We start from the raw sequence: 24,007 nt of genomic DNA, 5'->3' as shown, positions 1-24,007 counted from the left end.
AAAAGCCCCGGCAGCTTGCACTGACCGGGGCTTTGCAGCGAGGCTGCGGCTACTTGGGCATGGACACCTTCAACTTGGCATTCGGCGACTCGCCGAACATCTCGGGCGCATACAGCGCTTCGACACGCGTGGGCGGCAAAGCGAACTCACCGGCGTTGTTCAGGCGCACGGTGTACTCGACCTTGCTGGTACCTGCGGGCAGGTACTGATAGTAAGCACGGTAGGCCTCGAAGCTGCGCTCCTCATAAGCGAGCCAGCCCGCGCCTTCCTGCTTTTCACCCTTGGAGGCAATTTCCGAATCGCGACCCAGACCGCCGCCCAAAATGGTGGCGCCCGTGGGGATGGGGTCAGAGATCGCCACCCAGGTCATATCGGTCTTGGCCTGTACTTCCAGCGTCACGCGCAGCACATCGCCACGGGTGTACTGACCACCGCCCAGGAAGCCCTTGTCCGCCTGCTCCACGGGCGTGATGGTCTTCTTGACGCTGTAGCCGGAAGCGAAAGGCGCTTTCAGCACCACGGCAGCCACGGACTGCACGGTCAGCCAGGGCTTGCCCGTGCCTTGCTGGCTCACGCTGAGCTGGCCCTTGCCGGCCTTGGCCCAGGGCATGAACATGGAGTTGTTCATCAGGCCACCGGCTCGCACGGGCTCGCCAAAGGCGCTGGCCACATGGGCTGCGCCCTGCGCATCTTCCGTCGTGGCGCGCTTCACAGTGTTCCAGTCCACCTTGGCCTCGTTGCCGCCCAGGCTGGCCACAGTCGTGCCGGCCACGGGCTCGGATTCGAACTTGGCCGAGAAGCGGCGCAGCGCCAGCGCACCCCAGAGGTTGGCCGTCGTCGTGTTCCAGGCACCGGCCTGCTGGCGTGCGATAAAGCCGCTGACCAGACGCGGCATATCGGGCGCCCAGCTGGGGTCGTTGATCGTGACCAGAATCAGGCGTGCCAGATTCACGTCAGGGCCTTGCATCAGCCACCACCAGCTGTCGTCCTGCTCGGTGCTGAAGCCCGCGCGCGTTCCGTTGAAGGTCAGGCGCGAACGCAGGATCTGCTGCGCCTGGGCCAGTCGCTCATCGCGCTGCGGTGCGTCCTTCATGCGTTGCAACAGCATCACCAGATCGATGACCGAGTGTGTGGGCCACTGGTTGGGCGTGATGTTGATGCTGTCGAGCATGCGCGGCGTGGCCTTGCCGGACAGTGCCAGCGCGGCAATTGCCGCCAGCTTGCGCATTTCCAGGTCCTTTCGGGGGCTCCAGAAGTCGCGCTGGATACGGCCCTCCACAAAGGCGACCAGACCATCCTCCATGCGAGCACGCTCGGCAGCGGGGATCACATAGCTCTTGTCCACGCCCTGAGCCAGAGCCGACATGTTCAGCAGATGCGCAGTCAGCGTATCGCTGCCGAGGTTTCTCGTACCCTCCTGCAGCGGGAAATAGCTGGCCAGACCATCTCGGTCCAGATAGTTGGGCAACTGAGCCATGGTGTTGCTCCACAGCTCGGGGCTGTTCATACCCACGGCCTTGCTGGTGGTCTGCTCCAGGCACGAATAGGGGTAGCGGGCCCACCAGTCGCGCACGCCCGGCAGACCTTCGGTCAGCTTGGGCACCAGCGACATCTGCAGACCGCCACGACCGGGCAGAGCATCTGCAGGCGGTGCCACAGGCATGGTGAAGCTGCCGTCCACCTGAACCAGAGTGGCTTGCTGCACGCTCAAGGGCACGGCCGGCACGATGCGCTGGCTGACCTTGAGAGCGTCTTGCGCAGCGTCGGCGCCGCCACTGGTATCGCGGGCCGCAATTTCCCAGATCAGCGCCTCGGCACGCGTGCCCGAGAGCTGGGCCGGAGCCTTGACATCCCAGGCCACTTCACGCGCTTCGCCTGCAGGGATCTCCACGGTCTGGGCCTTTAGCTCCAGCAGCGTGGCACGCGGTGTGACTTCCACCTTCATGGCCTTGGCCGAGGTGTTGCGCAGCGTGACCTGCGCGCGGAACAGATCGTCCTCGCGCACCAACGGCGGCAGGCCGCTGATGATCTGCAGATCCTGCGTGGTGCGAATCGCTGCCTGGCCTTTACCGAACAGGCTGGTGCCCGCATCGGCCACAGCCACCACCTGGAAGGTGGTCAGCGCGTCGTTGAGCGGCACATCGACCAGTGCCATGCCATTGGCATCCAGCACCACATCGGGCATCCACACCAGCAAGGTGTTGAGCAGTTCACGCGTGGGGCTGCGACCACCGCCACCGCCGGCGGGAACGGCCTTCTTGCCATAGTGCCTGCGGCCGATGATTTCCATCTGCGCCGTCGCTGTCTGCACGCCCCAGTCGCGGCGCGTCATCATGGCGTCCAGCAGGTTCCAGCTGGTATTGGGCATCAGCTCCAGCAGCGCCTGGTCCACTGCAGCCAGTGCCACATGGGCGCCGGCAGCGGGCTTGCCATCAGGCAATGTACCCTTGATGGTCACCTTGGCGGTGCCGCGCACCTTGTAGCTGGCCTTGTCCGATGTGACCTTCACATCGATGGTGTGCCCCTTCAGGCCCACATTGATTTCGGCCATGCCGAAGCGGAAAGCGGGCTTGGACAGATCGACCATCGCCGTAGGTGCGATGTATTCCTTGCCATCGTTCCAGAAGGCGCGCCACCATTCCAGCGGCGACTTGAAGCCCCAGGTAAAGAAGCTGTACCAGGGCACTTCCATCAGGCGACCGCGCAGGGCCAGCACACTGACGTAGACATTGGGGCCCCAGTCTTCCTGAACCTTGAGTTCGACCGTGGGGTTCTCACCCGTCAGCTCGACCACCTGGGTGCTGATCACACCTTCACGCTCCACGGATACCAGGGCCGTAGCCTGGCGGAAAGGCATGCGCACCTGAAAGCGCGCGGTCTCACCGGGCTCATAGCTCTTGCGTTCGGACAGCACATCCATGCGGTCATGGTCTTCACCGCCGAACCAGATCTCGCCCTTGCCCGTCACCCAGACCGATGTCGCTGCCTGCGCAGTGCGGCCATCCTTGTCGGCCGCACGCACAATCAGCTCCACCTCGCCAGGCTGCGAAAGCTGTGCCTCGCACTGCAGCAGACCGTGGCTGTCCGATGTGCCCGAGCACACGGTGCCCAGCGACTTCAGCGTGGTCTGGTTGTCATAGCTGTAAAAGCCCCCCACCAGACGCTTGCGGCTGGAGGTGGTGATGCGCGCCACGGCCTCGACCTTGACGGGCACACCGGCCTGGACCTTGCCTGCGGTATCCAGCGTCAACGCCTGGAAGCTGAGCTTGCGGTCCACAGACACCCAGCTTTCCGAGCGCACGCCAGCCACCACGGCGGCGGGCCAGATGGTACGCGTGCTGCGCAGGGTCTGCACCTCGCCGTTAGGGTCGGCATAGGTGGCCTCCATCAGCAGCTCGCGCGGCTCGGAGGACTTGGGCAGCTTGTCGATGGTGACTTTGCCCAGGCCGTTCTTGTCCAGTGTTACGGGCAATTTGTCGGCCACCACCTTGGTGTCGTCGCTGGCCGTGGCTTCCTCGTCATCGCTGTTGCCCACGTCCTGTGCGCTACGCGGTGCGTTGAAGCTGAAGCCATCCCAGCCCGAAAAATCGGGCGATTTGCCGCGCATCAAGGCAGAAACCTTGACCGGAAGATTCGCTGCGGCACCGCCGGAGACGTAGTTGATCTGCACTTCAGCCGGCACGCTGGTGACGGCATAGAGCGCATCCTTGCTGGCGGGCCCCACACGGCCTTCCATCACGGGCAGGCGGAACTCTTCGACACGGAAGATACCTGTGTTGAAGCTGGGGCGGCCATGGCTGTTGCCCTCGTAGCCCAGTTGCACCGAGTATTCACCGAGTTTGGCAGCCTTGGGAATGGCGAACTCGCTGCTGGCACTGCCGTTGCTCTTCCAGTTCAGAGCCTGTGTGAAGCGCTGACCGCTGCCCAGATGGGTGATCGTCAGCTTGTCAGGAAAGCTGGAGGGCAGCACAAAGCCATTGTTCTTGCCGCCGGGACCGACCAGATCGCGCATCAGATGCTTCATGGACACGGTCTCGCCGGCGCGGAACAGCATTCGGTCGAACACCGTATGAGCAACTTCGTCGCGCTGGCTGTTGGAGCTGGTGGGGACATTGAAACGCCAGGGCTCAATACCTTTTTGCCAGTTGCTCCAGACAAAGGCCATGTCCTCGCCTGCGTTGGTATTCACACGGGCGCTGACAAAGTAATTGCCGCTATGGTTGCTGTAGTTGTCGCCGACACATCGGGGGGCGCTGGGTTCCAGCCCCTTGAAGGTCACCACACCTTGCTCGTTGGTCACGGCCGAAGCAATGGCCCGACCGCCGCAGTCGGAGATCTGCACCGTGGCTCCGGGCACGGCCTTGCCCTTGTCCAGCGAGGTCACCCAGGCGATGGAGCTTTCGCGGCCCAGCTTGAAATGCACGGCCAGATTGGTCACCAGCACCGAAGTACGCACATACATGGTGCGCCCCGCGCCATAGCCTTCATCCAGCAGCGATTTGCCCAGCATGGGCGAGGCGATTTCGACGACCTGGAAGCCTGGATTCATGGGAATGCCCACGACTTCAAACGGACGGGGATCTCCCTTGGAAGCCTTGGGCATGTCCAGCATCTGGACCTGGTTCTGGCCATCCAGCAGCGACAGCATGCGCGACTGCACCCAGTGCTTGTCATCATTGATGACCGGAGGCAGAACACGCACATCAAGCTGAGCACGCTTGCGCTCGACGCTATAGTCGTTGTAGCGCTCCACCTTGTTCAACCAGGCAATGATGTCGGCGTCCGAGCCACCTTTCTTGGTGCGCACCACGCTGGCATCCAGCGACCTTGCCGCCAGATCGGGCTCCACATTGCGCAGCGTCACGGGCAGCAGCGCCGGGCCATTGGGGCCTTCGGCAAAGCGCTCGACAATGCCGAAAGGCGCGGCAGCAAACTTGACCAGCGGCGGCAGATTGCCCGTGGCCGTGGCCAGGGGGAACATGTTCGCATTGCTCAACGTGCGGCCGGCCGCATCCTTGAACTGCGGCGGCAGCTCGATGGTGTATTTGGCGTTCGCCGTCATGGTGGCCGGGAAGGTCACCGAATCCACCAGCGAGTCTTCGGCAAGCTTGTCGCCGTTTTGCTCGATGATGGGAGCCACAGCCGAGGCGCCGCTCTTGAGACGGATGGCTTCCATCAACTTGCGGGGCACCGGCGCATTGAACGACAGGCGCATGGGGCGAATCGGCAAGCAGGCAGAGTTGGCATTCTCGCGCTCGCAGCTGAAGTCGGCCGAGAAGGGCTCGCGCACCTGATACTCGTAGCGCTGCTCATCCTTGCTGACCAGGCCATTGGCCATGGCCACGCCCTTGCCATAGACCAGGGTCATCTTGCTGCCCGATGTCAGGCGGCGGTTACAGGCCAGCACCGCATAGCTCTGCGGGTTCTTGGCGGCATCCTTGTCCCAGTGTTGCTGCTTGAGCACGGCGTCGCGCTCCTTGCCCTCGATCAGCTGCACGGGAATGCGTTCACCCACGCCTTCGGAGGTGCACCAGACACGCTTTTGCAGACTGTCCGTGGTGGCAGCCCCCGTCAGGCGCAGCGCGAAATACTGCTGCTCGTCCACCGACTCGTAGGTGTCCGGAGAGATGCTCGAAACCTGTGGTCCGCCGGTCTGAAATTGATAGCTGGCAGCGCCCGTCAGTGCTGTGCCTGCCGTGGTCTTGAACTTGGGGTTGATCTGCGCTGTGCAGCGCACGCCGGCGGGCAGGTTCTGGTTGAAGTCAAAAACCCATTCCTTCTCGCTGTTCCAGCGCCCGTAACCCTTGGCAGCCTCGGCGTTGCTGCACTGCAGCGTCACCGGAGCTTCGGCCTTGGGGTCACCAAAACGTACGCCAGCGCCATCGAGCTGCACCACCACCTGGCCCACCCTGCTGACATCGCCCTGCGGACTGAACTGCCTGACCCCCACGGCATGGGCCGCCGTGGCAGCCAGCCCCAGAAGCAGGCTGGCCCCCAGCAGCTTGCGCCAGCCGGTCGATGGCTGGCTTGTGATGATTTCTCTTGCTCCGCTCGTATCCGTGCTTGGCACAGTCATAGAGTCATCCCTGTTTAAGGCCCTCCGACGCCGGCCTTGATGTTTGAATTTGGAGTTCGATCCCGGCTCGCAGCAGGTCACAAATCAGTGACAACAGATACAAAAAAGCCCTGCTTCCACCAGTGAAGCAGGGCCTTGAGGCGCCTGTGCAGCACGCGCGGACTACTGCGGCTGAAAACCGCTGCGACGAATGATACCGGCCCAAACCCCGGTATAGGCACTTTCCCGAGCAGCCAACTGCGCAGGATTCATGTATCCAACTGTAAGCCCCAATGCGGTCAGCTGTGCATAGACGTCACGTTGCTTGAGCACATTCGCCACGGCAATGGAAAAGCGCTCCACAAATGTCTGCGGCGTTCCCTTGGGCGCATAGATACCGTAGTACGGAGGATCTTCAAAGCCCTTGATGCCCTGCTCCAGCAAGGTCGGCACCTCGGGCATGGAAGCCTGACGCTTGGCCCCCAGCACACCGATCACGCGCAGCTTGCCGGCCTTGTGGTTCTCCATGAAGTCCGGCACCGAAGCGATGCCTGCCGGAATCTGGTTGCCCAGCATATCGGCCAGCAATGGGGCACTGCCGCGATATGGCGCGGCCACCAGATCCAGCTTGTAATGCTCGGCCAGAATCTTGACCAGAAACTCCGGCGTCGATGCCGGAGCCGGAATGCCTATCGAGCCTCGCTTGGCTTCGCTCTTGACCCAGGCCATGTACTCGGCCAGATTCTTGGCCGGCGTGTTGCTGGATACGGCCAGCGCATTCACAAAGGTCGCTATGCCTGCCACGGGAACGAAATCCTGCCGCGGATCAAAGCCCGGCTTTCTCACCACCTGGGGCAGGATGGAAATGGTGTGGTCATGTGTCAGAAACAGGGTATGGCCGTCGGCAGGCGCTGCCTTGAGCATCTGGGCGGCGATCTGCCCCCCGGCACCAGGGCGGTTATCCACCAGCACGGTCATGCCGCCCAGCTCGTCCTTGAGCTTGTCGGCCAGCAGGCGCGCAATCGCATCCGATCCGCCCCCCGGCGGAAAGCCCACCAGGATTTTGATAGGCTGCGCGGACTGCGCCCAGGCCAGGGGCGCCAGAGCACTGGCTGCAGCTGCGCCAACAGCGGCGCGCAAGAGCAGACGACGGTTTTGCGTCATGGGTTTTCTCCTCAATTTTTCTAGGCTAACCAAAACAAAAGCGCCCCGTAAGGGCGCTTTCCCGGCGTGATGACTACGCCACAGAGTTCAGCCTGATCAAGCCAGACGGGTCTGATGCTTGGCCAGCTGCGCACGCACTTGGGCTGGTGCCGTGCCGCCCAGCGTGTTACGGGCATTGAGCGAGCCTTCCAGGCTCAGGGCCTCGAACACATCGGCCTCGATATTGGGGTTGAAGGCCTGCAGCTCGGCCAAAGGCAACTCGGTCAGGTCCACACCCTTCATGGTGGCCAGCTTCACGGCATGCGCCACGGTTTCGTGGGCATCGCGGAAGGGCAGGCCCTTCTTGACCAGATAGTCGGCCAGATCGGTCGCGGTGGCATAACCTTTGAGCGCCGCAGCGCGCATGTTCTCGGCGTTGACGGTGATGCCGCCTTCCTTGGCGCCGGTCGCAGGATTGATCTGGCCGCCGATCATCTCGGCGAAGATGCGCAGCGTGTCCTTCAAGGTATCCACCGTATCGAACAGCGGCTCCTTGTCTTCCTGGTTGTCCTTGTTGTAGGCCAGGGGCTGGCCCTTCATCAGGGTGATCAGGCCCATCAGGTGGCCGACCACGCGGCCGGTCTTGCCGCGTGCCAGCTCGGGCACGTCGGGGTTCTTCTTCTGGGGCATGATGGACGAGCCGGTGGTGAAGCGGTCGGCAATCTTGATGAAGCCGAAGTTCTGGCTCATCCAGATGATCAGTTCTTCCGACAAACGGCTCACGTGCACCATGCACAGCGAGGCCGCCGCGGTGAACTCGATGGCGAAGTCACGATCGGACACGCCGTCCAGCGAGTTCTGGCTCACGCCTTCCATGCCCAGGGTCCTGGCCACGCGCTCGCGGTCCAGCGGGTAGGTGGTGCCGGCCAGGGCCGCAGAGCCCAGGGGCAGCACATTGACGCGCTTGCGCACATCCAGCATGCGCTCGGCGTCACGCTTGAACATTTCCACATAGGCCAGCATATGGTGGCCGAAGCTCACGGGCTGGGCCACCTGCAGGTGGGTGAAACCGGGCAGGATCACATCCACATTCTTCTCGGCCACTTCGACCAGCGAGCGCTGCAGCTCCTTGAGCAGGCCTTCGATCAGGTCGATCTCGCTGCGCAGCCACAGGCGCACGTCGGTCGCCACCTGGTCGTTGCGGCTGCGGCCGGTGTGCAGGCGCTTGCCGGCATCGCCGACCAGAGCGGTCAGGCGCGCCTCGATATTCAGGTGCACGTCTTCCAGATCCAGCTTCCACTCGAAAGTGCCGGCCTCGATCTCGGCCGTGATCTGCGCCATGCCCTTCTGGATGGCGGCGAAGTCATCGGCGCCGATGATCTTCTGGGCCGACAGCATTTCGGCGTGTGCCAGAGAGCCCTGGATGTCGGCCTGCCACATGCGCTTGTCGAAGAACACGCTGGAGGTGTAGCGCTTGACCAGGTCGCTCATGGGTTCGGAGAACAGGGCAGACCAGGCTTCGGCCTTGGTGTCGAGCTGGTTGTGCGAAGGAGCAGATGTAGACATGTGAGGACAGCAATCCCGTAAAACCACAGGCCGCCCAATGCAGAAGTTTGGCGTGACGGCTGTGCAAAGCAGAAACGGGGATTTTATCGGTCTGACCCGCCACTGGCGCTCTTGCCCGCCATAGCCATTGCCGGGCACTGCGGCAAAGCCTGACGATGGCAGCAGACACTCATTTATTCATAGCTTCTTGCGCTTGATAGGCAATCGTTTCATCTTGTTTTCATTAAAAACCGGGAAGTCAGGTGCCGCACAGCGGCTTTGGCTTGCAGCGCAGAATCACGGCCCAGAACCTTCTCCTGACCGCTGCGCCCTCGCTGTGCGCAGCCCTGGCATGACTTCCCGCACCTCTTTTCTTTCCGGCTTTGGCTTTGCCCTGGCGGCCTGCGCGCTATGGGGCGCCATCTTTCTTGTGCCCGTGGTGCTGCCGGAATTCTCGGCGCTGCAGATCACCTTCGGTCGCTTTGTGCTCTACGGCCTGGTCGCACTGTGCGTCTTCCTGCCCCAGGCCGCTCGCCTGCTGCCCAGGCTTCAGGCGAGCGATGTACGCCATCTGATCTGGCTGGCCTTGACAGGCAACATCGTCTACTTCGCGCTGGTCGCCACCTCGGTGCAGTGGATAGGCATGGCCGTCACCTCGCTGATCGTGGGGCTGGTGCCCGTCACCGTGCCCTTGCTGGGCCGCAAGACCACGGGCGCAATTCCACTGCGCCGCATGCTGGCCCCCATGGCGCTGATCCTGGCGGGCATTGTGCTTATCAATACCCGAGCCATGACGGACGAGCCATCGGCCCAGGCAGGCCGTCACCTGCTCGGCGTGGTGCTGGCTGTCCTGGCCGTGCTGAGCTGGAGCCGCTACGCACTGGACAACACCCGCTATCTGGCGCAAAGCCGCTTCAACGGCACGGAGTGGTCCACGCTCTGGGGTCTGGTGGTCGGCCTGATCAGTGCCCTGCTCTGGGCCTTGCTGTGGCTGATCGGCCCCGACAGCCATCAGCCTGCAATTCCTGCCCAGCGCTGGCAACTGTTCTGGCTGCTGAATCTGTGCATCGCCATTTTTTCATCCTGGCTGGGCAACTGGATGTGGAATGCCGCCAGCCAGCGCCTGCCCATCACCTTTGTGGGGCAGTTGCTGGTGTTCGAGACCTTGTTCGCCCTGGCCTACCATTTCATCTATGAGCGCCGCCTGCCGCTGCCTGGCGAGCTGGCTCCCATCTTGCTGATATTGCTTGGCATCGCCTGGTCGCTCAAGCGCTTTCAACGCGCCCGCGGTCTTGCGCCTGCTCAAGACTGAGGCAACAAACCGACATGCTGCAGCACACTGGTTTCGGGCAGGGGCCAGACTGCCCATAATCCCGGGCATCGTCATCCGCAAGCCCAAGCCTTGTTCTCACGCCTGTTCAACACCTCTTCGCCCAACCCCGCCGCCCGTCAGGCGCTGGTGTTTGACGCCTGCAGCGTCGGCGTGGTGCTGCGTGCCGTGCTTTTTGTGCAGCTTGTGGTGGCCACAGCGGCCCTTTACGGCACTGACGACGCACTGGGCTGGATCAGCACCATGGCCTTGCTGACCGGCGCCAGCCTGCCCGGCACACTGATCTGGCTGATAGCGGCCTGCAGCCTCAAGCATCAGCTGCAACGCATGAGCATGCGTGGTCAATACCTGGCTGGCGTGCTGCTGGGCGCCCTGGCGGGTCTTTACGCCTGCTCCATGCTGTCTTTCATCGGGTTGCAGAACATGCCCTGGCTGGCCAGCGCCGTCACCGGTGGCCTGCTGGCGGCGCTGCTGGTCACAGCCCTGGTGCTGCGCGCACGCGGCAGCACGCCGGCCCAGACCCAGGCGCGCCTGACCGAGCTTCAGTCCCGCATACGCCCCCACTTTCTGTTCAACACCCTCAACAGCGCGATTGCTCTGGTGCGTGCCGAGCCGGCCAAGGCCGAAGCCATGCTTGAAGATCTCAGCGATCTGTTTCGTTATGCACTGGCCGAGCCTCACACGACCACCACGCTGGCGCAGGAGATCGAGCTGGCCCAGCGCTATCTGTCCATAGAACAAGTGCGCTTTGAGCAGCGCCTGCAGGTCCAGTGGCAGCTCGATGAGAGCGCGCATGGCGCACTGCTGCCGCCCCTGCTGCTGCAGCCCCTGGTCGAGAATGCCATTCGCCACGGCATAGAGCCTCATTCGCGCGGCGGCAAGCTGCAGGTACGTACCGAGAGACGGGGACAGCAAGCGCTGATACAGATCATCAACACCTTGCCCGACGGCGAGGCCCCCCCCACCAGTCCCGGCCATGGCATGGCTCTGGAGAACGTCAAAGCCCGTCTGTCGCTGCTGCACGATCTGCAAGGCAGTTTCAGTGCACGCAAGCGCAATGGTTTCTTCATCGTGCGCCTGACCGTGCCCTTGCCCACCCCTCAGACCTCTGCCTGAATGCCATGAACATCCTGATCGTCGACGACGAAACCCTGGCCCGCTCCCGCCTGCGCATGCTGCTTGGCGATTGCAGCAACGGGCCTCATCAGGTGCAGGAAGCCAGTTGTGCGGCAGCCGCCCTGCAGATCCTGTCAACCGAGCAGCCCAGGCCTGTGCAACTGGTACTGCTGGACATTCACATGCCCGGCCAGGACGGCCTGCAGCTGGCACAAGCCATCAAGGCCCTGCCGCAGCCGCCCGCCATTGTGTTTGTGACGGCCCATGCACACCATGCGCTGCAGGCCTTCGAGTTGGATGCAGCAGACTATCTGACCAAGCCCGTACGCCTGGAGAGATTGCAGCAGGCACTCCAGAAAGCCGAGCGCTCCTTCAACACCCAGCAGGCGCTGGCCAATGGGCCGGCCCTGGTGATTCAGGAGCGTGGCCGCACGGTACGCCTGCCCTTGGCCGAGGTGCGCTACCTCAAGGCCGAGCAGAAATACATCACCGTACGCACCGTGCAGCGCCACTACATCCTCGAAGGCGCTCTGGCCGACCTGGAGTCGCGCCACAGCGACCAGTTGCTGCGTGTGCACCGCAACGCCCTGGTCGCGCGGGCCGCATTGCGCAGCCTGGAGCGCTATGACGACCCTGAGGAAGGTGAAGGCTGGGGCTTGCGCCTGCAGGGCGTGCCCGAGCTGCTACCCGTATCGCGCAGGCAGCTGGCGATTGTGAAAAGCGAGCTCAAGGACAGAAGCTGATTGCCAGAGCAGCGCGTTGAAGCGGCCTGGACGCCTCAAGCACCGCCCGAACCGACACTGCTCCTAGTGGGAATGAGGCGGCTCGCTGCTGTGCGAGTGCTCCGCCTCATGGTCGTGTTCGTGCTCATGCCCATGCTTGTGGGCCGCGCCGCTCATCACCGTCACCAGCACAATGCCCAGCAGCAGCCAGAACACCTGAGCCACTGTTTCCTTTGCGCTCAACCGTTTTTGCAGCTGCGGAATCAGGTCCGCCAGCGCCACATAGATAAAGCTGCTGGAGGCAACGGTCAGAAAATACGGCAGCAGATCATGCAGCTGGCCCAGCAGGAAGTAACCCGCCACGCCACCCAGGGTGGTGACTGCCCCGGCCATGGATACCTTGATCAGCGCCACACGCCGATTGGTGCTGGACTGGCGCAGCACCACGATATCGCCCATATGGTGCGGTACCTCATGGGCCAGCACGGACAGGGCCGCAATCATGCCCAGGCGAATATCGGCCATGAAGGCCGAGGCAATCAAAATCCCGTCGCCAAAGCAATGTACGCTGTCGCCGGTCAATACGGCCCAGCCTCCTTTGCCATGGCTGTGCTCCTGGTGATGGTCATGGTGGTGATCATGACCGTGGTGATGGACATGTGCCTCCTGCTGCACATGGCTGTGCGAATGCTCATGACCGTGGTGCCATAGCTCGGCCTTGGACAGCAAAAAGAAAAACACCAGGCCGACCAGCAGCACCACGAACAGGCTTTGTGCATTGCCATGGCTCTCGAAAGCCTCTGGCAGCAGATGCATGAAGGCCGTGGCCAGCAGCGCGCCTGCTGCCAGACTCAACAGCCGCTGCGGCATCACTCCCGGCGAACGTCCTCCCCCCAGGCCCATCAACAATGCGGCCACCCAGACACTGCCGATACCAGCAGCCAGGGTGGCCAAGATAATTGCTACCAATGTCATAGCTATTTATGGCTTAACCGTATGCCTCATGCACACTCTGCACAAAGCGAATCGCGGATTTTCGCAGAATGCGCCTGCACAGGCCCACCGCTGCACTATCCCCACGTCGACAGCCCCGAATGCACAGGACCGTCTTCAGCCTATCAAAGCTGTCAAGCCCCCCGCCAGGTCGTCAGGCAACACCATGCAGGCGCAGCCAATCGAGCATGCGACGCCATCCATCCACGGCTGCCTGCTCCCTGTAGCTGGGCCGGTAATCGGCATGGAAGGCATGTGGTGCATCGGGGTAGATGACGAACTCAGACGCCTTGGCAGCCGCAGATCCGCTCTTGAGCGCAGCCTTCATGGCTTCCACCGATGTCAGCGGAATGCCGCTGTCCTGTCCGCCGTAAAGCCCCAGTACCGGGGCCTTGAGCCTAGACACCAGATCAATGGGATGTGCCGGCTGCAAATCACTTTTATTGCCCTGCAAGCGTCCATACCAGGCAACACCGGCCTTGACCGGCGCATGTGCGGCATAAAGCCAGGTGATACGGCCACCCCAGCAAAAGCCGGTGATCGCCAGCTTGCTGGTGTCGCCGCCGTTGGCACCCGCCCATTGCACGGCGGCATCCAGGTCCCCCATGACCTGGGCATCGGGAACCTTGGAAATCACCTCGCTCATGAGCTTGGCCGTCTCGCCATAGACCATGGGATCACCCTGACGCACAAACAGGTCGGGCGCGATTGCCATATAGCCTGCTTGCGCCAGACGACGGCAGGTGTCGGCAATGTACTCATGCACGCCAAAGATTTCGGAAATCACCAACACCACCGGCAGGTTCTGCTTGCCCTCGGGCATGGCTCTATAAGCGGGCAGCTTGAAGCCTTTGACATCGATGCCGACTTCACCTGCCGTCAGACCATCTGCAGCGGTCTTGATCGCGGTCTGGGCCATGACCACACCCGCTGCACTGGCGTAGCCAACACCCAGGCCCGCACCCAGCGCCATACGCAATGCATCGCGTCTGCGCGTGCCAGAAACGGGCTCTGCCAGGCCCAGCAAAGACTGCACTTCCCGCTCGATCTCTTCATACTTCATGACGACTCCTGGTTGGTGACGAAAACTTCCGGCCATCCCGCCACAGCCCTGCTCCGGGGCACCTGATCACAAGCTGACCGCAGGCCCGCTCAAGCCCACCAGCGTAGCAAACCCGCAGCCAGTGCACCCAGTATCACCACCAGCAAGAATGGGGCTCGCAGCCACAAGGCAATCGCTGCCACTGCCAGCGCGCCCAGGCGTGCATCCAGCACCAGTTGCGCACCACTGGCCACGGTGTTCATTACCGTCAGCGATGCCAGCAGGGCCACGGTCAGGCAGGCCGTCACCTGCACCATGCGTGGGCTGCGCATCCAGCGCTCGGGCAGGCTGTAACCCAGCAACTTGGTCGCAAATGCCAAAGCGCAAGCCAGAAAGACCCACTGCCACAAGGTCATGACTGCCCCCTTGCCAGGGAACCGGCCTCAGACGGCCTGATACAACCCCAGAACGCCCCCGCAGCTGCAGCCAGCAAAATCGGCACACCCGCAGGCACCAGCGGAATGGCCACCGCAGTCACCAGACCGCAGGCCAGCGCCAAGGCCACCGGTTCACGCGCATTCAGACGCGGCCACAGCAGGCCCAGAAACGCCGCCACCGCCGCACCGTCCAGCCCGAAGCGGCGCGTATCGCCCAGCGCGTCACCAAGCAAGGCCCCCAGCAGCGTAAACAGATTCCAGAGCAGAAACACGCCAGCGCCAGCCACCCAGAAGCCCCGACGCTGCTCGGCCAGGGAGTCCTGCCCGGCCGCAGTGGCCGTGGACTCATCAATCGTCCAATGCGCGGCCAGCAGGCGCTTGAGCCCGCTCACACCAAGCACCTGGCTCATTTGCACGCCATAGATGGCATTGCGCACACCCAGCAGGGTCGACGCGCCCACGGCTGCCATGCCGCTGCCACCACCGGCAATCACGCCTATGAATGCGAACTGTGAACCGCCGGTGAACATCAGCGCACTCAAGGCCATGGTCTGCCAGAGGTTCAGGCCGGAGGCCACACTCAGTGCACCAAAAGAGATGCCATAAAGCCCGGTGGCAATGGAGATGGACAGGCCCATGCGCGTGGCCGGCGTCAGCCAGCGGGCCTGGCTCTCGGAAGAAGGGGAAGCGGACATAGCAGGAAAAATAGCACAACGCCGCTCATACCCGGCGCATACAGCTATCTTTCAAATAGCAGATACGGCGTCAGTTGCGCGTTTTCTTTGGCGTGGTGGCGCCAACTGGCTCGGCGGCCGCCTTTTCCGGCAGATTGTTCATCCAGGTGCTGATGCTTTTCCAGTCGCTGAGCCAGTTGTCGACATAGAGCTGACTGGCCTGCACCGATAGCTGCATGGGCTCCTGCCCCAGCTCACGTATCAAGGCCTGCGTGTCCTCACGCAGGGTTACGGCATTGATGGCCTTGCCCAGAAGGCTGCGCCGCGCCGGCGGCATCTTGCTGGAGGTAAACCATGCCAGCCAGCTCGGTGCTGGCGTGGGCAGCTGCCATTGCGCAAAGGTTGCCACGCTCCTGTTCGCCGCTGCCTGCTCGGAAAGCAGCACATTTACCCGGCCCTGGTCTGCCCCCGCCACGCGCAAAGCACGCATGCGCTCCAGCTCCGCGCAGGTTTCCAGCAGCAAATCCTGCTGCCCCGAGAGCAGACTGGCCAGGCCTTGTTCCGCGCTGGAATTAAAGTCGGTGGAAGTCCAGGTCAGACCTGTCTTGCGCTCCATGGCGCGAATCCATATCGCCGGCATGCCTTTCGAGCTGGCCAGACCAATGCGCACCGGGCGCTGCAAGCTCGACAGCCAGCTCATGAATGCCGCCCGGTTGCGCGGCGCCATGTCCTGCGCCTGGGCCAGACACCAGGGACGCCTGGCCACCACCTGCAATGGGACAGCACTCACTTCGAAGCGCATCGCCAGTTGCTCGTCGTGAATCAGCCCATAGGGCAGAGGCGCCATCAACACCACGGTTCGATCTGCACGCTCATCGGTGAGCGCCGTGCGCACCCGGTCAAGCATCGGCTTCTTGCCTGTCTCTCGCACCACCACCTTGCCATCCAGATATTGCGGCAAGAACTTGAGGTAGTGGCGCAACAACGGGTCCACCAGCGAGGCGCGCAGCAGGGGCTGAACCAGATACCAGGTTGGCTCGTTTTCCTCAGCCACCGCAGGGGAAGCGCCCATCAGCACAAAAGCACCGAGCAACAGACAGGAAAGCCTTTGACGGCTTAAGCGCATGGACAGGACAGCTCTGCAAGACAGGGAGGAGGCCATGATCCCTTTGGGCGGTTCGTATGAACAAAAAAGCATACCGACACAATGCGAATTTGTAGTCTAAGCCTTACAAATCTGCAACCACCATGCCCTTCAATGCGGGCGATTCAACACAGTTCACCAATAAAAAAAGGCTCGTCGAGCCTTTTTTCATGAGAGACCCATCAATGGGCTTTTTCCCAGTTTGTGCCAAAGCCGATCTCGGCCAGCAATGGCACGGACAGTTCGGCCACGCCGGCCATGATGGCCGGGATCTCGGCCTGCACCCAATCCCGGGCGGATTCGGGCAGCTCGAACACCAGTTCGTCATGCACCTGCATGATGACCAGCACCTCGGGCTTTTCGGCATCCAGCCTGGCCTGCACGGCCACCATGGCTTTCTTGATCAGATCGGCGGCCGTGCCCTGCATGGGCGCATTGATGGCGGCGCGCTCGGCCGCTTTCTTGCGCGGGCCGTTGCCGCCGTTGATCTCGGGCAGCACCAGACGGCGACCGAACACGGTCTCCACATAGCCCTGGGCATGGGCCAGCTCCACGGTCTGGTCCATATAGCGCTTCACGCCGGGGTAGCGCTGGAAATATTTGTCGATATAGGCCGCAGCCGCCTTGGTTTCTATGCCCAGATTCTTGGCCAGGCCAAAGCTGCTCATGCCGTAGATCAGGCCGAAGTTGATGACCTTGGCATAGCGGCGCTGCTCGCTGCTGACTTCATCCACGCTCACGCCAAACACTTCGGCGGCCGTGGCGCGGTGCACGTCCAGGCCGTTCTTGAAGGCACTCAGCAGGGCTTCGTCACCCGAGAGATGGGCCATGATGCGCAGCTCGATCTGCGAATAGTCGGCGCTGGCAATCAGCTTGCCCTCGGGGGCCACAAAGGCTTCGCGCACGCGGCGACCTTCGGGCGTGCGCACGGGAATGTTCTGCAGATTGGGGTCGTTGCTGGACAGGCGCCCCGTCACCGCCACGGCCTGCGCGTAGTGGGTGTGCACGCGGCCGTCGCTAGGCAAGGCCATCTGCGCCAGCTTGTCGGTGTAGGTGCCCTTGAGCTTGGACAGCGAGCGGTGCTCTAGCAGCTTGGCGGGCAGCGGATAGTCCTCGGCCAGCTTCTCCAGCACTTCCTCGTCCGTGCTGCGCGCGCCGGTGGCGGTCTTCTTCACCACGGGCATGCCCAGCTTGTCGAAGAAGATCTCTCCCAGCTGCTTGGGCGAGGACAGATTGAAGGGCTGGCCCGCGATCTCGTAAGCCTCTTCCTCGAGCTTGAGGATGCGTGCGCCCAGATCGTTGCTCTGGCGCGCCAGCTCGCCCGCGTCGATGCTCACGCCATTGCGCTCGATGCGAAACAGCGCTTCGCTGGTCTGCATTTCCAGCTCGTAGATATGCAGCAGACCTGCATGGGCCTGGATGCGCGGCCACAGGGTCCTGTGAACGTCCAGCGTCTGGTCGGAGTCCTCGCAGCTGTAAGCTGCAGCCTTGTCCACGCTCACCTGGGCAAACGGAATCTGGTTCTTGCCCTTGCCGCACAGGTCTTCGTAGCTGATGCCAGTGCGGCTCACATGGCGCAGCGCGAGACTCGTCAGATTGTGCGGGCGGTCAGCCTCCAGCACATAGGACTGCAGCATGGTGTCGTGGGCATAGCCACGCACGGTGATGCCGTGGTTGGCAAACACATGCTGGTCGTATTTGACATGCTGGCCCAGCTTCTTCTTGCTGGCGTCTTCCAGCCAGGGCTTGAGCCTGGCCAGCACCATGTCCATGTCCAGCTGCTCGGGCACATCCATGCCCTCGTGGCGTAGCGGAATATAGGCGGCCTCGCCAACTTCCACGCTGAACGAGATACCCACAATCCGGGCCACCATTTCATCCAGTGAATCGGTCTCTGTATCCAGCGCCGTCAACGCTGCCCCATCGATCTTGGCCAGCCAGTCATCGAGCTGCGCCTCGCTCAGGATGCTGGTGTAGACCACATCACGCTGCTGGGCCTCAACGGCCACCTCGGTGGCAGCCGCGTCATCGGCATCGAACAGGCCGCCCTGGGCGCTGTCGACCTTGCTGGCCTTGCCTGATTGGGCGGGCTTTGCTTCAGAAGCCGTAGCACCCAGCGCACGCACCAAGCCCTTGAAGCCGTATTTCTCATAAAAAGGCGCGAGCGCCGCATTGTCAGGCTCGGCCAGGGTGACCGCATCGAGCTGCGGCAGGCCGCTGATATAGCCCGACAGATCGCAATCGGTCTTCATGGTCACCAGCTGGCGGCTCAGCGCCAGCTGGCCGCTGGCAATCGCATCACGCAAATTCTGGCCCGCGACGCCCTTGATGCCTGCCGCACTGGCAATCAGATTGTCCAGCGAGCCGTGCTCCTCCAGCCACTTGGCGGCGGTCTTGGGGCCGACCTTGGTCACGCCGGGCACGTTGTCCACGGTGTCGCCCACCAGGGCCTGGTAGTCGATCATCAACGCCGGAGGCACGCCGAACTCGGCCGTCACGCCAGCCACGTCGCGCTTCTTGCCGTTCATGGTGTCGATGATGGTCACATGCTCATTGACCAGCTGGCTCAAGTCCTTGTCGCCGCTGGAGACGATAACTTGGATGCCCTGCGCTGCAGCGATCTGAGCCAGTGTGGCGATCACGTCATCGGCCTCAACGCCGGGCACGGCCACCACCTTCCAGCCCAGCATTCCCACCACCTCGTGGATGGGCTCGATCTGGCTGCGCAAATCATCGGGCATGGGCGAGCGCGTGGCCTTGTACTCGGTGTACATCTCGTCGCGGAAGGTCGGGCCCGAGGCATCGAACACGCAGACGGCGTAATCGGCCTGCACATCCTTCCTCAGCGCCTGCATCATGTTCACCATGCCGCGAATGGCTCCCGTGGCCGGGCTGGCCGGGTCGCCAGGAATCGCCCGCAGATCGGGCATGGCATGGTAGGCGCGGTAGAGGTAGCTGGAGCCGTCCACCAGCGCCAGGGTCTTGGAATTGCTCATACCCCGGATTGTGCACGCCTGCCCGGCTCCCCAGAGCCAGCGATCAAAGACTGGCAACCCATGGTGTGACAATTCGAAGTCGCCCTACAATCTCTACATCATGCGCGCTGCACCTCTTTTCATTCTTCTGAGCCTGGTCGCCGGATCCGTTCTGGCCCAGACCTCCACCTCTGCTCCCGCCGAAGCCGTGGTAGCTCCTGCCCCTCAGGGCCAGCAGGACAACTCGGCTCCCACGGGCAAGCACAACCAGCGGATAGAACATATCCGCGTGGAGGACGGTGGCAGCCGTGTGGATGAAACCCGTGTAGGTGGTCAGACCCAGAGCATTACCGTGCAGCCCAAGGTCGGCTCCATGCCTGAATACGAAGTGCAGTCCAACGACGGCGCCCGCGCAGCCCGCAACCGCAACAACAACAGCGGCGACACCACAGGCACCCGCGTCTGGAATTTCCTCAAGTTCTGAAGCGCGGCGCGCTTTTCCCCCATTCATGACAGGGCAGTGCTTCAGAGCACTGCCCTGTTGCATATAGACACCTTATCCCTGCTAGTTCGGTCGGTCGCCCCAGGCCGGCGCATTCACCATGGCTGTTTTCACCGAAGTTTCCGATAAAGATGCGCGCGATCTGCTGCGCCGCATGTCCCTTGGCTCCTTTCAAACGCTGCAGGGCATTCAGGGCGGTATTGAGAACACCAACTACTTTCTGACCACCGACCAGGGCCAGTACGTGCTGACCCTGTTCGAGCGCCTGAGCTTCGAGCAACTGCCCTTCTATCTGCATCTGATGAAGCATCTGGCACAGGCAGGTATTCCTGTTCCAGATCCACAGAGCGAGTCCCGCAGCGGCGACATTCTGCTCAAGGTCTGCGGCAAGCCCGCGGCCATCGTCAACAAGCTGGCAGGCAAGAGCCAGCTCGCCCCCCAGCCCGTGCACTGCGCCGCCGTGGGCGACATGCTGGCGCGCATGCATCTGGCAGGCCAAAGCTATGAACGCCAGCAGCCCAATCTGCGCGGCCTGCCCTGGTGGAACGAAACCGTGCCCGTGGTCCTGCCCCACCTGGACGGGAAGGCCGCGGCCATGCTGCGCGCCGAGCTGGCCTACCAGAACCATGTGGCAGCCTCGGCCAGCTACGCTGCCCTGCCACGCGGTCCCGTTCATGCCGACCTGTTCCGTGACAACGCCATGTTCGATGGCGACAAGCTCACCGGCTTCTTCGATTTCTATTTCGCCGGTGTCGACACCTGGCTCTTCGATCTGGCGGTCTGCCTCAACGATTGGTGTATCAACCACGCAACAGGTGCTCACGATGCACCACGCGCCAAGGCCATGATCGACGCCTACCAGGCTGTGCGCCCGCTGACCAGCGCAGAGCGCGAGCTGTTCAACGCCCAGCTGCGTGCCGGTGCCCTGCGTTTCTGGATCTCCCGCCTCTGGGATTTCCATCTGCCGCGCGAGGCTGCACTGCTCACCCCTCACGATCCCACGCACTTCGAGCGCGTACTGAGCCAGCGCATCGCCCATCCGCTGACGCTGGGCTGAAGCCCCACTCAGCCCACAAGCAGCCAAACCCACGCGGGGCTATTCGTGGCCCCTGCGAGTCGGCTCGGGTACAGTGACAAGTGCAGCTTTTGCAACCCTTGGCAGAAGCGCTTCAATTCCTCATGAAACTTCAAATCGTTCCCGCCCGTACTGGCTTGCAGTGGGTACAGCTTGGTCTGCGCACCTTCAAGAGCCAGCCGCTGGCCCTGGCCGCATTGTTCTTTCTGGGCATGGCCAGCATGTCACTGATCACGGCCGTGCCGCTGATCGGCCCTGTCATTGCCCTGGCACTGCTGCCCTGTATCTCCTTGACCATGATGGTGGCCGCCTCCGAGGCAGCCCACGGCCGCAAGCCCACGCCGGCTCTGCTGCTGGTCGCATTTCGCTCCGGCAGCCAGCACACACATGCCATGCTGACGCTGGGCGGTCTCTATGCCGCAGGCTTTCTGCTCATCATCGGCGCCTCCAGCATCGTGGACGGCGGCACTTTTGCCAGCGTCTACATCGGCCAGACCCCCATGTCCGTGGAACTGGCCGAGGACCCGGAATTCCAGTCCGCCATGTGGATGAGCATGTTGCTCTACCTGCCTTTGTCCCTGGCTTTCTGGCACGCTCCGGCGTTGATCCACTGGCACGGCATCAGCCCCATCAAGTCGCTGTTCTTCAGTCTGGTGGCCTGCGTGCGCAACTTCGGCGCCTATCTGGTCTTTGGTATTTGCTGGGCCGGCGTCTTCATCGTCAGCGGCATGGTTCTTGCCATGGTGACCGGCATTCTGGCTGCAGTGATCGGCCCCATTGCCGGCGGCCTGATGGTGGCCACTGCACTGATGCTGGCGGCCATGTTCTTCTCGTCCATCGTCTTCACCTTCCGGGACTGCTTCAGCCCGCCCGATGAAGCGCCGGATACGGCTGTGCTGCCTTCCAGCCCGCCCCCCTCTCCCCCCTCCACCGAGCTCTGATTTCAGAAGCACGCTACAAGCCCCAGCCATATGCCGGGGCTTTTTTTATATCTGTTGCTCACCAATGCTTGCGTCACAGAAATGTCACGCCAATGCAACAGCGGTGACACGGAAGATTTCTAGCATTCGCCCGGCAGTCGTGAGGCTTTTCCTACAACCCCTCTACGGCCATTTCTTCATGCCAACCCCACAGCGAATCATCTTCCATGTCACAAAATCTGCTCAGCCGTCGTAAAGCCCTGCAATTTTTCTCCGCCGCACCCTTGCTGCCCCTGGGCACTGCCGTATCGGCCACCAGCCTGCTCGCGGCCTGCGGCGGCGGTGACGGCGACTCCAAGCCTGTGACGCCTCCCGTGGCCAAGCCCAACTATGTGTCGGCCACATTCACCGGCATGGCTGCACCCAGCCCGAACAATGCAGCTGCCATGGCCACCATGGCTGTGGGCTCCAAGCTGACGGTCAACTTCGATGACAAGAGCCAGCAGGTCTACGACCTGGGCTACCAGGGCTTTTTCAACACTGGCGACAGCGTGAACAGGACCGGGGGCGGCAAAGTCATCGCCGGCGGCTATTTCGACGCCAACGGCAACCCCATCACCACCATCAAGAGTGCCGACGGCACGGCCGCCGCTCTGACCGGCTACAGCAAGGACAGCGCCCCCACAGAATGGAGCAAGGCGGGCCAGATCTTCTCCGACTGCGTGGATGGCTCCTCGCTGTTCAGCATTCCCGGTGCCCCCAGCAATACGGTTCATGCCGTGGTGCAGTACGAATACAACTCCAACGCCTACGGCATGCTGCCCTCGCCCATCTCCGTGCTGACGCTGGACCAGAACCCCGATACCGGCAAGCTCACGCTCAAGAGCTACCACAATGTGAACACCTTCGCCAATGACTCGCATGGCCTGTGGATTCCCTGCGGCGGCAGCCTCTCTCCCTGGGGCACCCACCTGTCCAGCGAGGAATATCATCCCGACGCCTTCGACCAGGGCGACAACCAGAGTCTGTCCACGCTGCGGGCCTTCAGCCAGAACGCCTTTGGCAACGCCGATGCCAACCCCTACTGGTATGGCCATCTGCCCGAAGTCACGGTGAAGACCGACGGTACGGCCGACTTCAAGAAGTACTACAACCTGGGCCGCTACTCGCGCGAACTGGTGCAGGTCTTCCCCGACCAGAAGACCGTTCTGGGCGGTGACGACTCCAACAATGGCGGCCTGTTCCTGTTCGTGGCCGACAAGGCCGGCGACCTCTCCTCGGGCACGCTCTACGTCGCCAAATACATCACGGCGCTCAATGAAACCAGCACCGGCAAGATTCAATGGATCAAGCTCGGCAAGGCCACCAGCGACGAAATCAAGGTACTGGCCAACAACAGCGCCCTGACCAAGGTCTCGGTCAATGCAAGCAATAGCGACCTCAAGGAAAACGGTATCTTCGCCTCGACCCGCAAGGACCCGAAGGACCCCAGCTTCACGGAGATCAAGCTCAGCGGCAAGAGCGCCTGGGTCAAGCTCAAGCCCGGTCAGGAAAAGGCCGCCGCCTTCCTCGAAACCCACCGCTACGCCGCACTCAAGGGTGGCAGCCTGGTGTTCAACAAGCTCGAAGGCACGACGGTCAACGCCAAGGACAAGATCGCCTACTCGGCAGTGTCCGGCAGCACCAGCACCTTTGTCGCCGGCAGCGACCACAACAAGGAACTGCCGCTCAACGCCGCTGCAGGCTCCACTCCGGTAGCCAGCCTGGCGGGCTTTGCCAAGAGCACGGCCGGCTATGTGCTGCAGCACAAGCTGGGCGGCGGTCAGCAGGATGACACGGGCACCGCCATCAACAGCGAATGGGTGCCGACCGAAACCAGCCTGCTGCTGGCCGGCGAACAGCTCTCCGCCCCCGATGCCCTCGGCAACACCGACGCTGCAGGCAAGATCTCTCAGCCCGACAACCTCAAGTACTCCGAAAAGCTGCGTACGCTGTTCATCGGCGAGGACAGCGGCCAACACGTCAACAACTTCATGTGGGGCTACAGCGTGGACAGCGGCAAGCTGGAGCGCCTGCTCTCCTGCCCTGCAGGTGCCGAGTCCACCGGCCTGCATGGCGTGGAAGACCTCAATGGCTGGACCTACATCCTCAGCAGCTTCCAGCACGCAGGCGAATACACCGATGCCACCGTGCAGGCCGTGAGGAGCGCCGTCGACGCCGAGATCAACAAGAACTACAAGAACAAGGTGGCGGCCACTGTGGGCTATGTCACTGCCACACCTTCACAGATTAAGCTGAGCGCCAACTAAGCTCATCAGCCCCAGAAAAAGCCGC

At 62.5% G+C, this 24,007-nt stretch carries 15 protein-coding genes and 1 pseudogene; 7 read left to right on the top strand and 9 right to left on the bottom strand.

Annotated elements, in window-relative coordinates; genetic code table 11:
- Positions 1-49: 49 nt before the first annotated feature.
- The 3 genes from QMY55_RS05140 to argH form a co-directional block, all read right to left on the bottom strand.
- Positions 50-6,076 carry an alpha-2-macroglobulin family protein gene (locus tag QMY55_RS05140; RefSeq protein WP_283487602.1) on the bottom strand — a complete coding sequence of 2,009 codons (6,027 nt, stop codon included), beginning with the start codon at positions 6,074-6,076 and terminating at the stop codon, positions 50-52.
- A gap of 162 nt (positions 6,077-6,238) precedes the next feature.
- Positions 6,239-7,219: a Bug family tripartite tricarboxylate transporter substrate binding protein gene (locus QMY55_RS05135; protein WP_283487601.1), complete on the bottom strand. Its 981-nt coding sequence runs from the start codon at positions 7,217-7,219 to the stop codon at positions 6,239-6,241.
- Between the two features lie 96 nt (positions 7,220-7,315).
- A complete protein-coding gene (argH, locus tag QMY55_RS05130; RefSeq protein WP_283487600.1) occupies positions 7,316-8,764 on the bottom strand; it encodes an argininosuccinate lyase in 1,449 nt (482 codons plus the stop codon).
- Between the two features lie 331 nt (positions 8,765-9,095).
- Here argH and QMY55_RS05125 point away from each other — a divergent pair, with 331 nt between their 5' ends.
- From QMY55_RS05125 to QMY55_RS05115, 3 genes and pseudogenes are all read left to right on the top strand, one after another.
- Positions 9,096-10,055 (top strand): DMT family transporter, encoded by a 960-nt coding sequence (locus QMY55_RS05125; protein WP_283487599.1) that lies wholly within the window; start codon positions 9,096-9,098, stop codon positions 10,053-10,055.
- Positions 10,056-10,157: 102 nt separating this feature from the next.
- Positions 10,158-11,211, top strand: a pseudogene (locus QMY55_RS05120) (sensor histidine kinase); the annotation flags it as partial.
- Complete coding sequence (locus tag QMY55_RS05115; protein ID WP_283487597.1) at positions 11,195-11,932, top strand: LytR/AlgR family response regulator transcription factor; 738 nt, start codon at positions 11,195-11,197, stop codon at positions 11,930-11,932. The pseudogene QMY55_RS05120 and the gene QMY55_RS05115, both read left to right, overlap by 17 nt.
- Positions 11,933-11,995: 63 nt before the next feature.
- Here QMY55_RS05115 and QMY55_RS05110 read toward each other — a convergent pair whose 3' ends face one another.
- The 6 genes from QMY55_RS05110 to polA form a co-directional block, all read right to left on the bottom strand.
- Entirely contained in the window at positions 11,996-12,886 is an 891-nt protein-coding gene (locus QMY55_RS05110; RefSeq protein WP_283487596.1) for a ZIP family metal transporter, read from the bottom strand.
- 172 nt (positions 12,887-13,058) lie between these two features.
- A complete protein-coding gene (locus QMY55_RS05105; protein ID WP_283487595.1) occupies positions 13,059-13,967 on the bottom strand; it encodes a dienelactone hydrolase family protein in 909 nt (302 codons plus the stop codon).
- Positions 13,968-14,056: 89 nt separating this feature from the next.
- Positions 14,057-14,362 (bottom strand): AzlD domain-containing protein, encoded by a 306-nt coding sequence (locus QMY55_RS05100; RefSeq protein WP_283487594.1) that lies wholly within the window; start codon positions 14,360-14,362, stop codon positions 14,057-14,059.
- A complete protein-coding gene (locus tag QMY55_RS05095) occupies positions 14,359-15,078 on the bottom strand; it encodes an AzlC family ABC transporter permease (RefSeq protein WP_283487593.1) in 720 nt (239 codons plus the stop codon). Before QMY55_RS05095 ends, QMY55_RS05100 begins: the two co-directional genes overlap by 4 nt.
- A gap of 70 nt (positions 15,079-15,148) precedes the next feature.
- Complete coding sequence (locus QMY55_RS05090) at positions 15,149-16,129, bottom strand: type 2 periplasmic-binding domain-containing protein (protein WP_283487592.1); 981 nt, start codon at positions 16,127-16,129, stop codon at positions 15,149-15,151.
- Positions 16,130-16,383: 254 nt separating this feature from the next.
- Positions 16,384-19,197 (bottom strand): DNA polymerase I, encoded by a 2,814-nt coding sequence (gene polA / locus QMY55_RS05085; protein ID WP_283487591.1) that lies wholly within the window; start codon positions 19,195-19,197, stop codon positions 16,384-16,386.
- A gap of 100 nt (positions 19,198-19,297) precedes the next feature.
- Here polA and QMY55_RS05080 point away from each other — a divergent pair, with 100 nt between their 5' ends.
- The 4 genes from QMY55_RS05080 to QMY55_RS05065 all read left to right on the top strand — a co-directional run bounded on the left by QMY55_RS05080 (position 19,298) and on the right by QMY55_RS05065 (position 23,982).
- Positions 19,298-19,660 (top strand): hypothetical protein, encoded by a 363-nt coding sequence (locus QMY55_RS05080; protein WP_283487590.1) that lies wholly within the window; start codon positions 19,298-19,300, stop codon positions 19,658-19,660.
- Between the two features lie 118 nt (positions 19,661-19,778).
- Entirely contained in the window at positions 19,779-20,735 is a 957-nt protein-coding gene (locus QMY55_RS05075) for a homoserine kinase (RefSeq protein ID WP_283487589.1), read from the top strand.
- 122 nt (positions 20,736-20,857) lie between these two features.
- Positions 20,858-21,694, top strand: coding sequence for a BPSS1780 family membrane protein (locus QMY55_RS05070; RefSeq protein ID WP_283487587.1), 837 nt, complete (start codon positions 20,858-20,860; stop codon positions 21,692-21,694).
- 206 nt (positions 21,695-21,900) lie between these two features.
- Positions 21,901-23,982 carry a PhoX family protein gene (locus QMY55_RS05065; protein ID WP_283487586.1) on the top strand — a complete coding sequence of 694 codons (2,082 nt, stop codon included), beginning with the start codon at positions 21,901-21,903 and terminating at the stop codon, positions 23,980-23,982.
- Positions 23,983-24,007 lie beyond the last annotated feature (25 nt).

The sequence above is a fragment of the Comamonas resistens genome, from assembly GCF_030064165.1.
Classification (GTDB): Bacteria; Pseudomonadota; Gammaproteobacteria; order Burkholderiales; family Burkholderiaceae_C; genus Comamonas; species Comamonas resistens.
The sequence above is the reverse complement of the archived record's forward strand: the minus strand, read 5'-3'. Positions and strand labels throughout refer to the sequence as shown.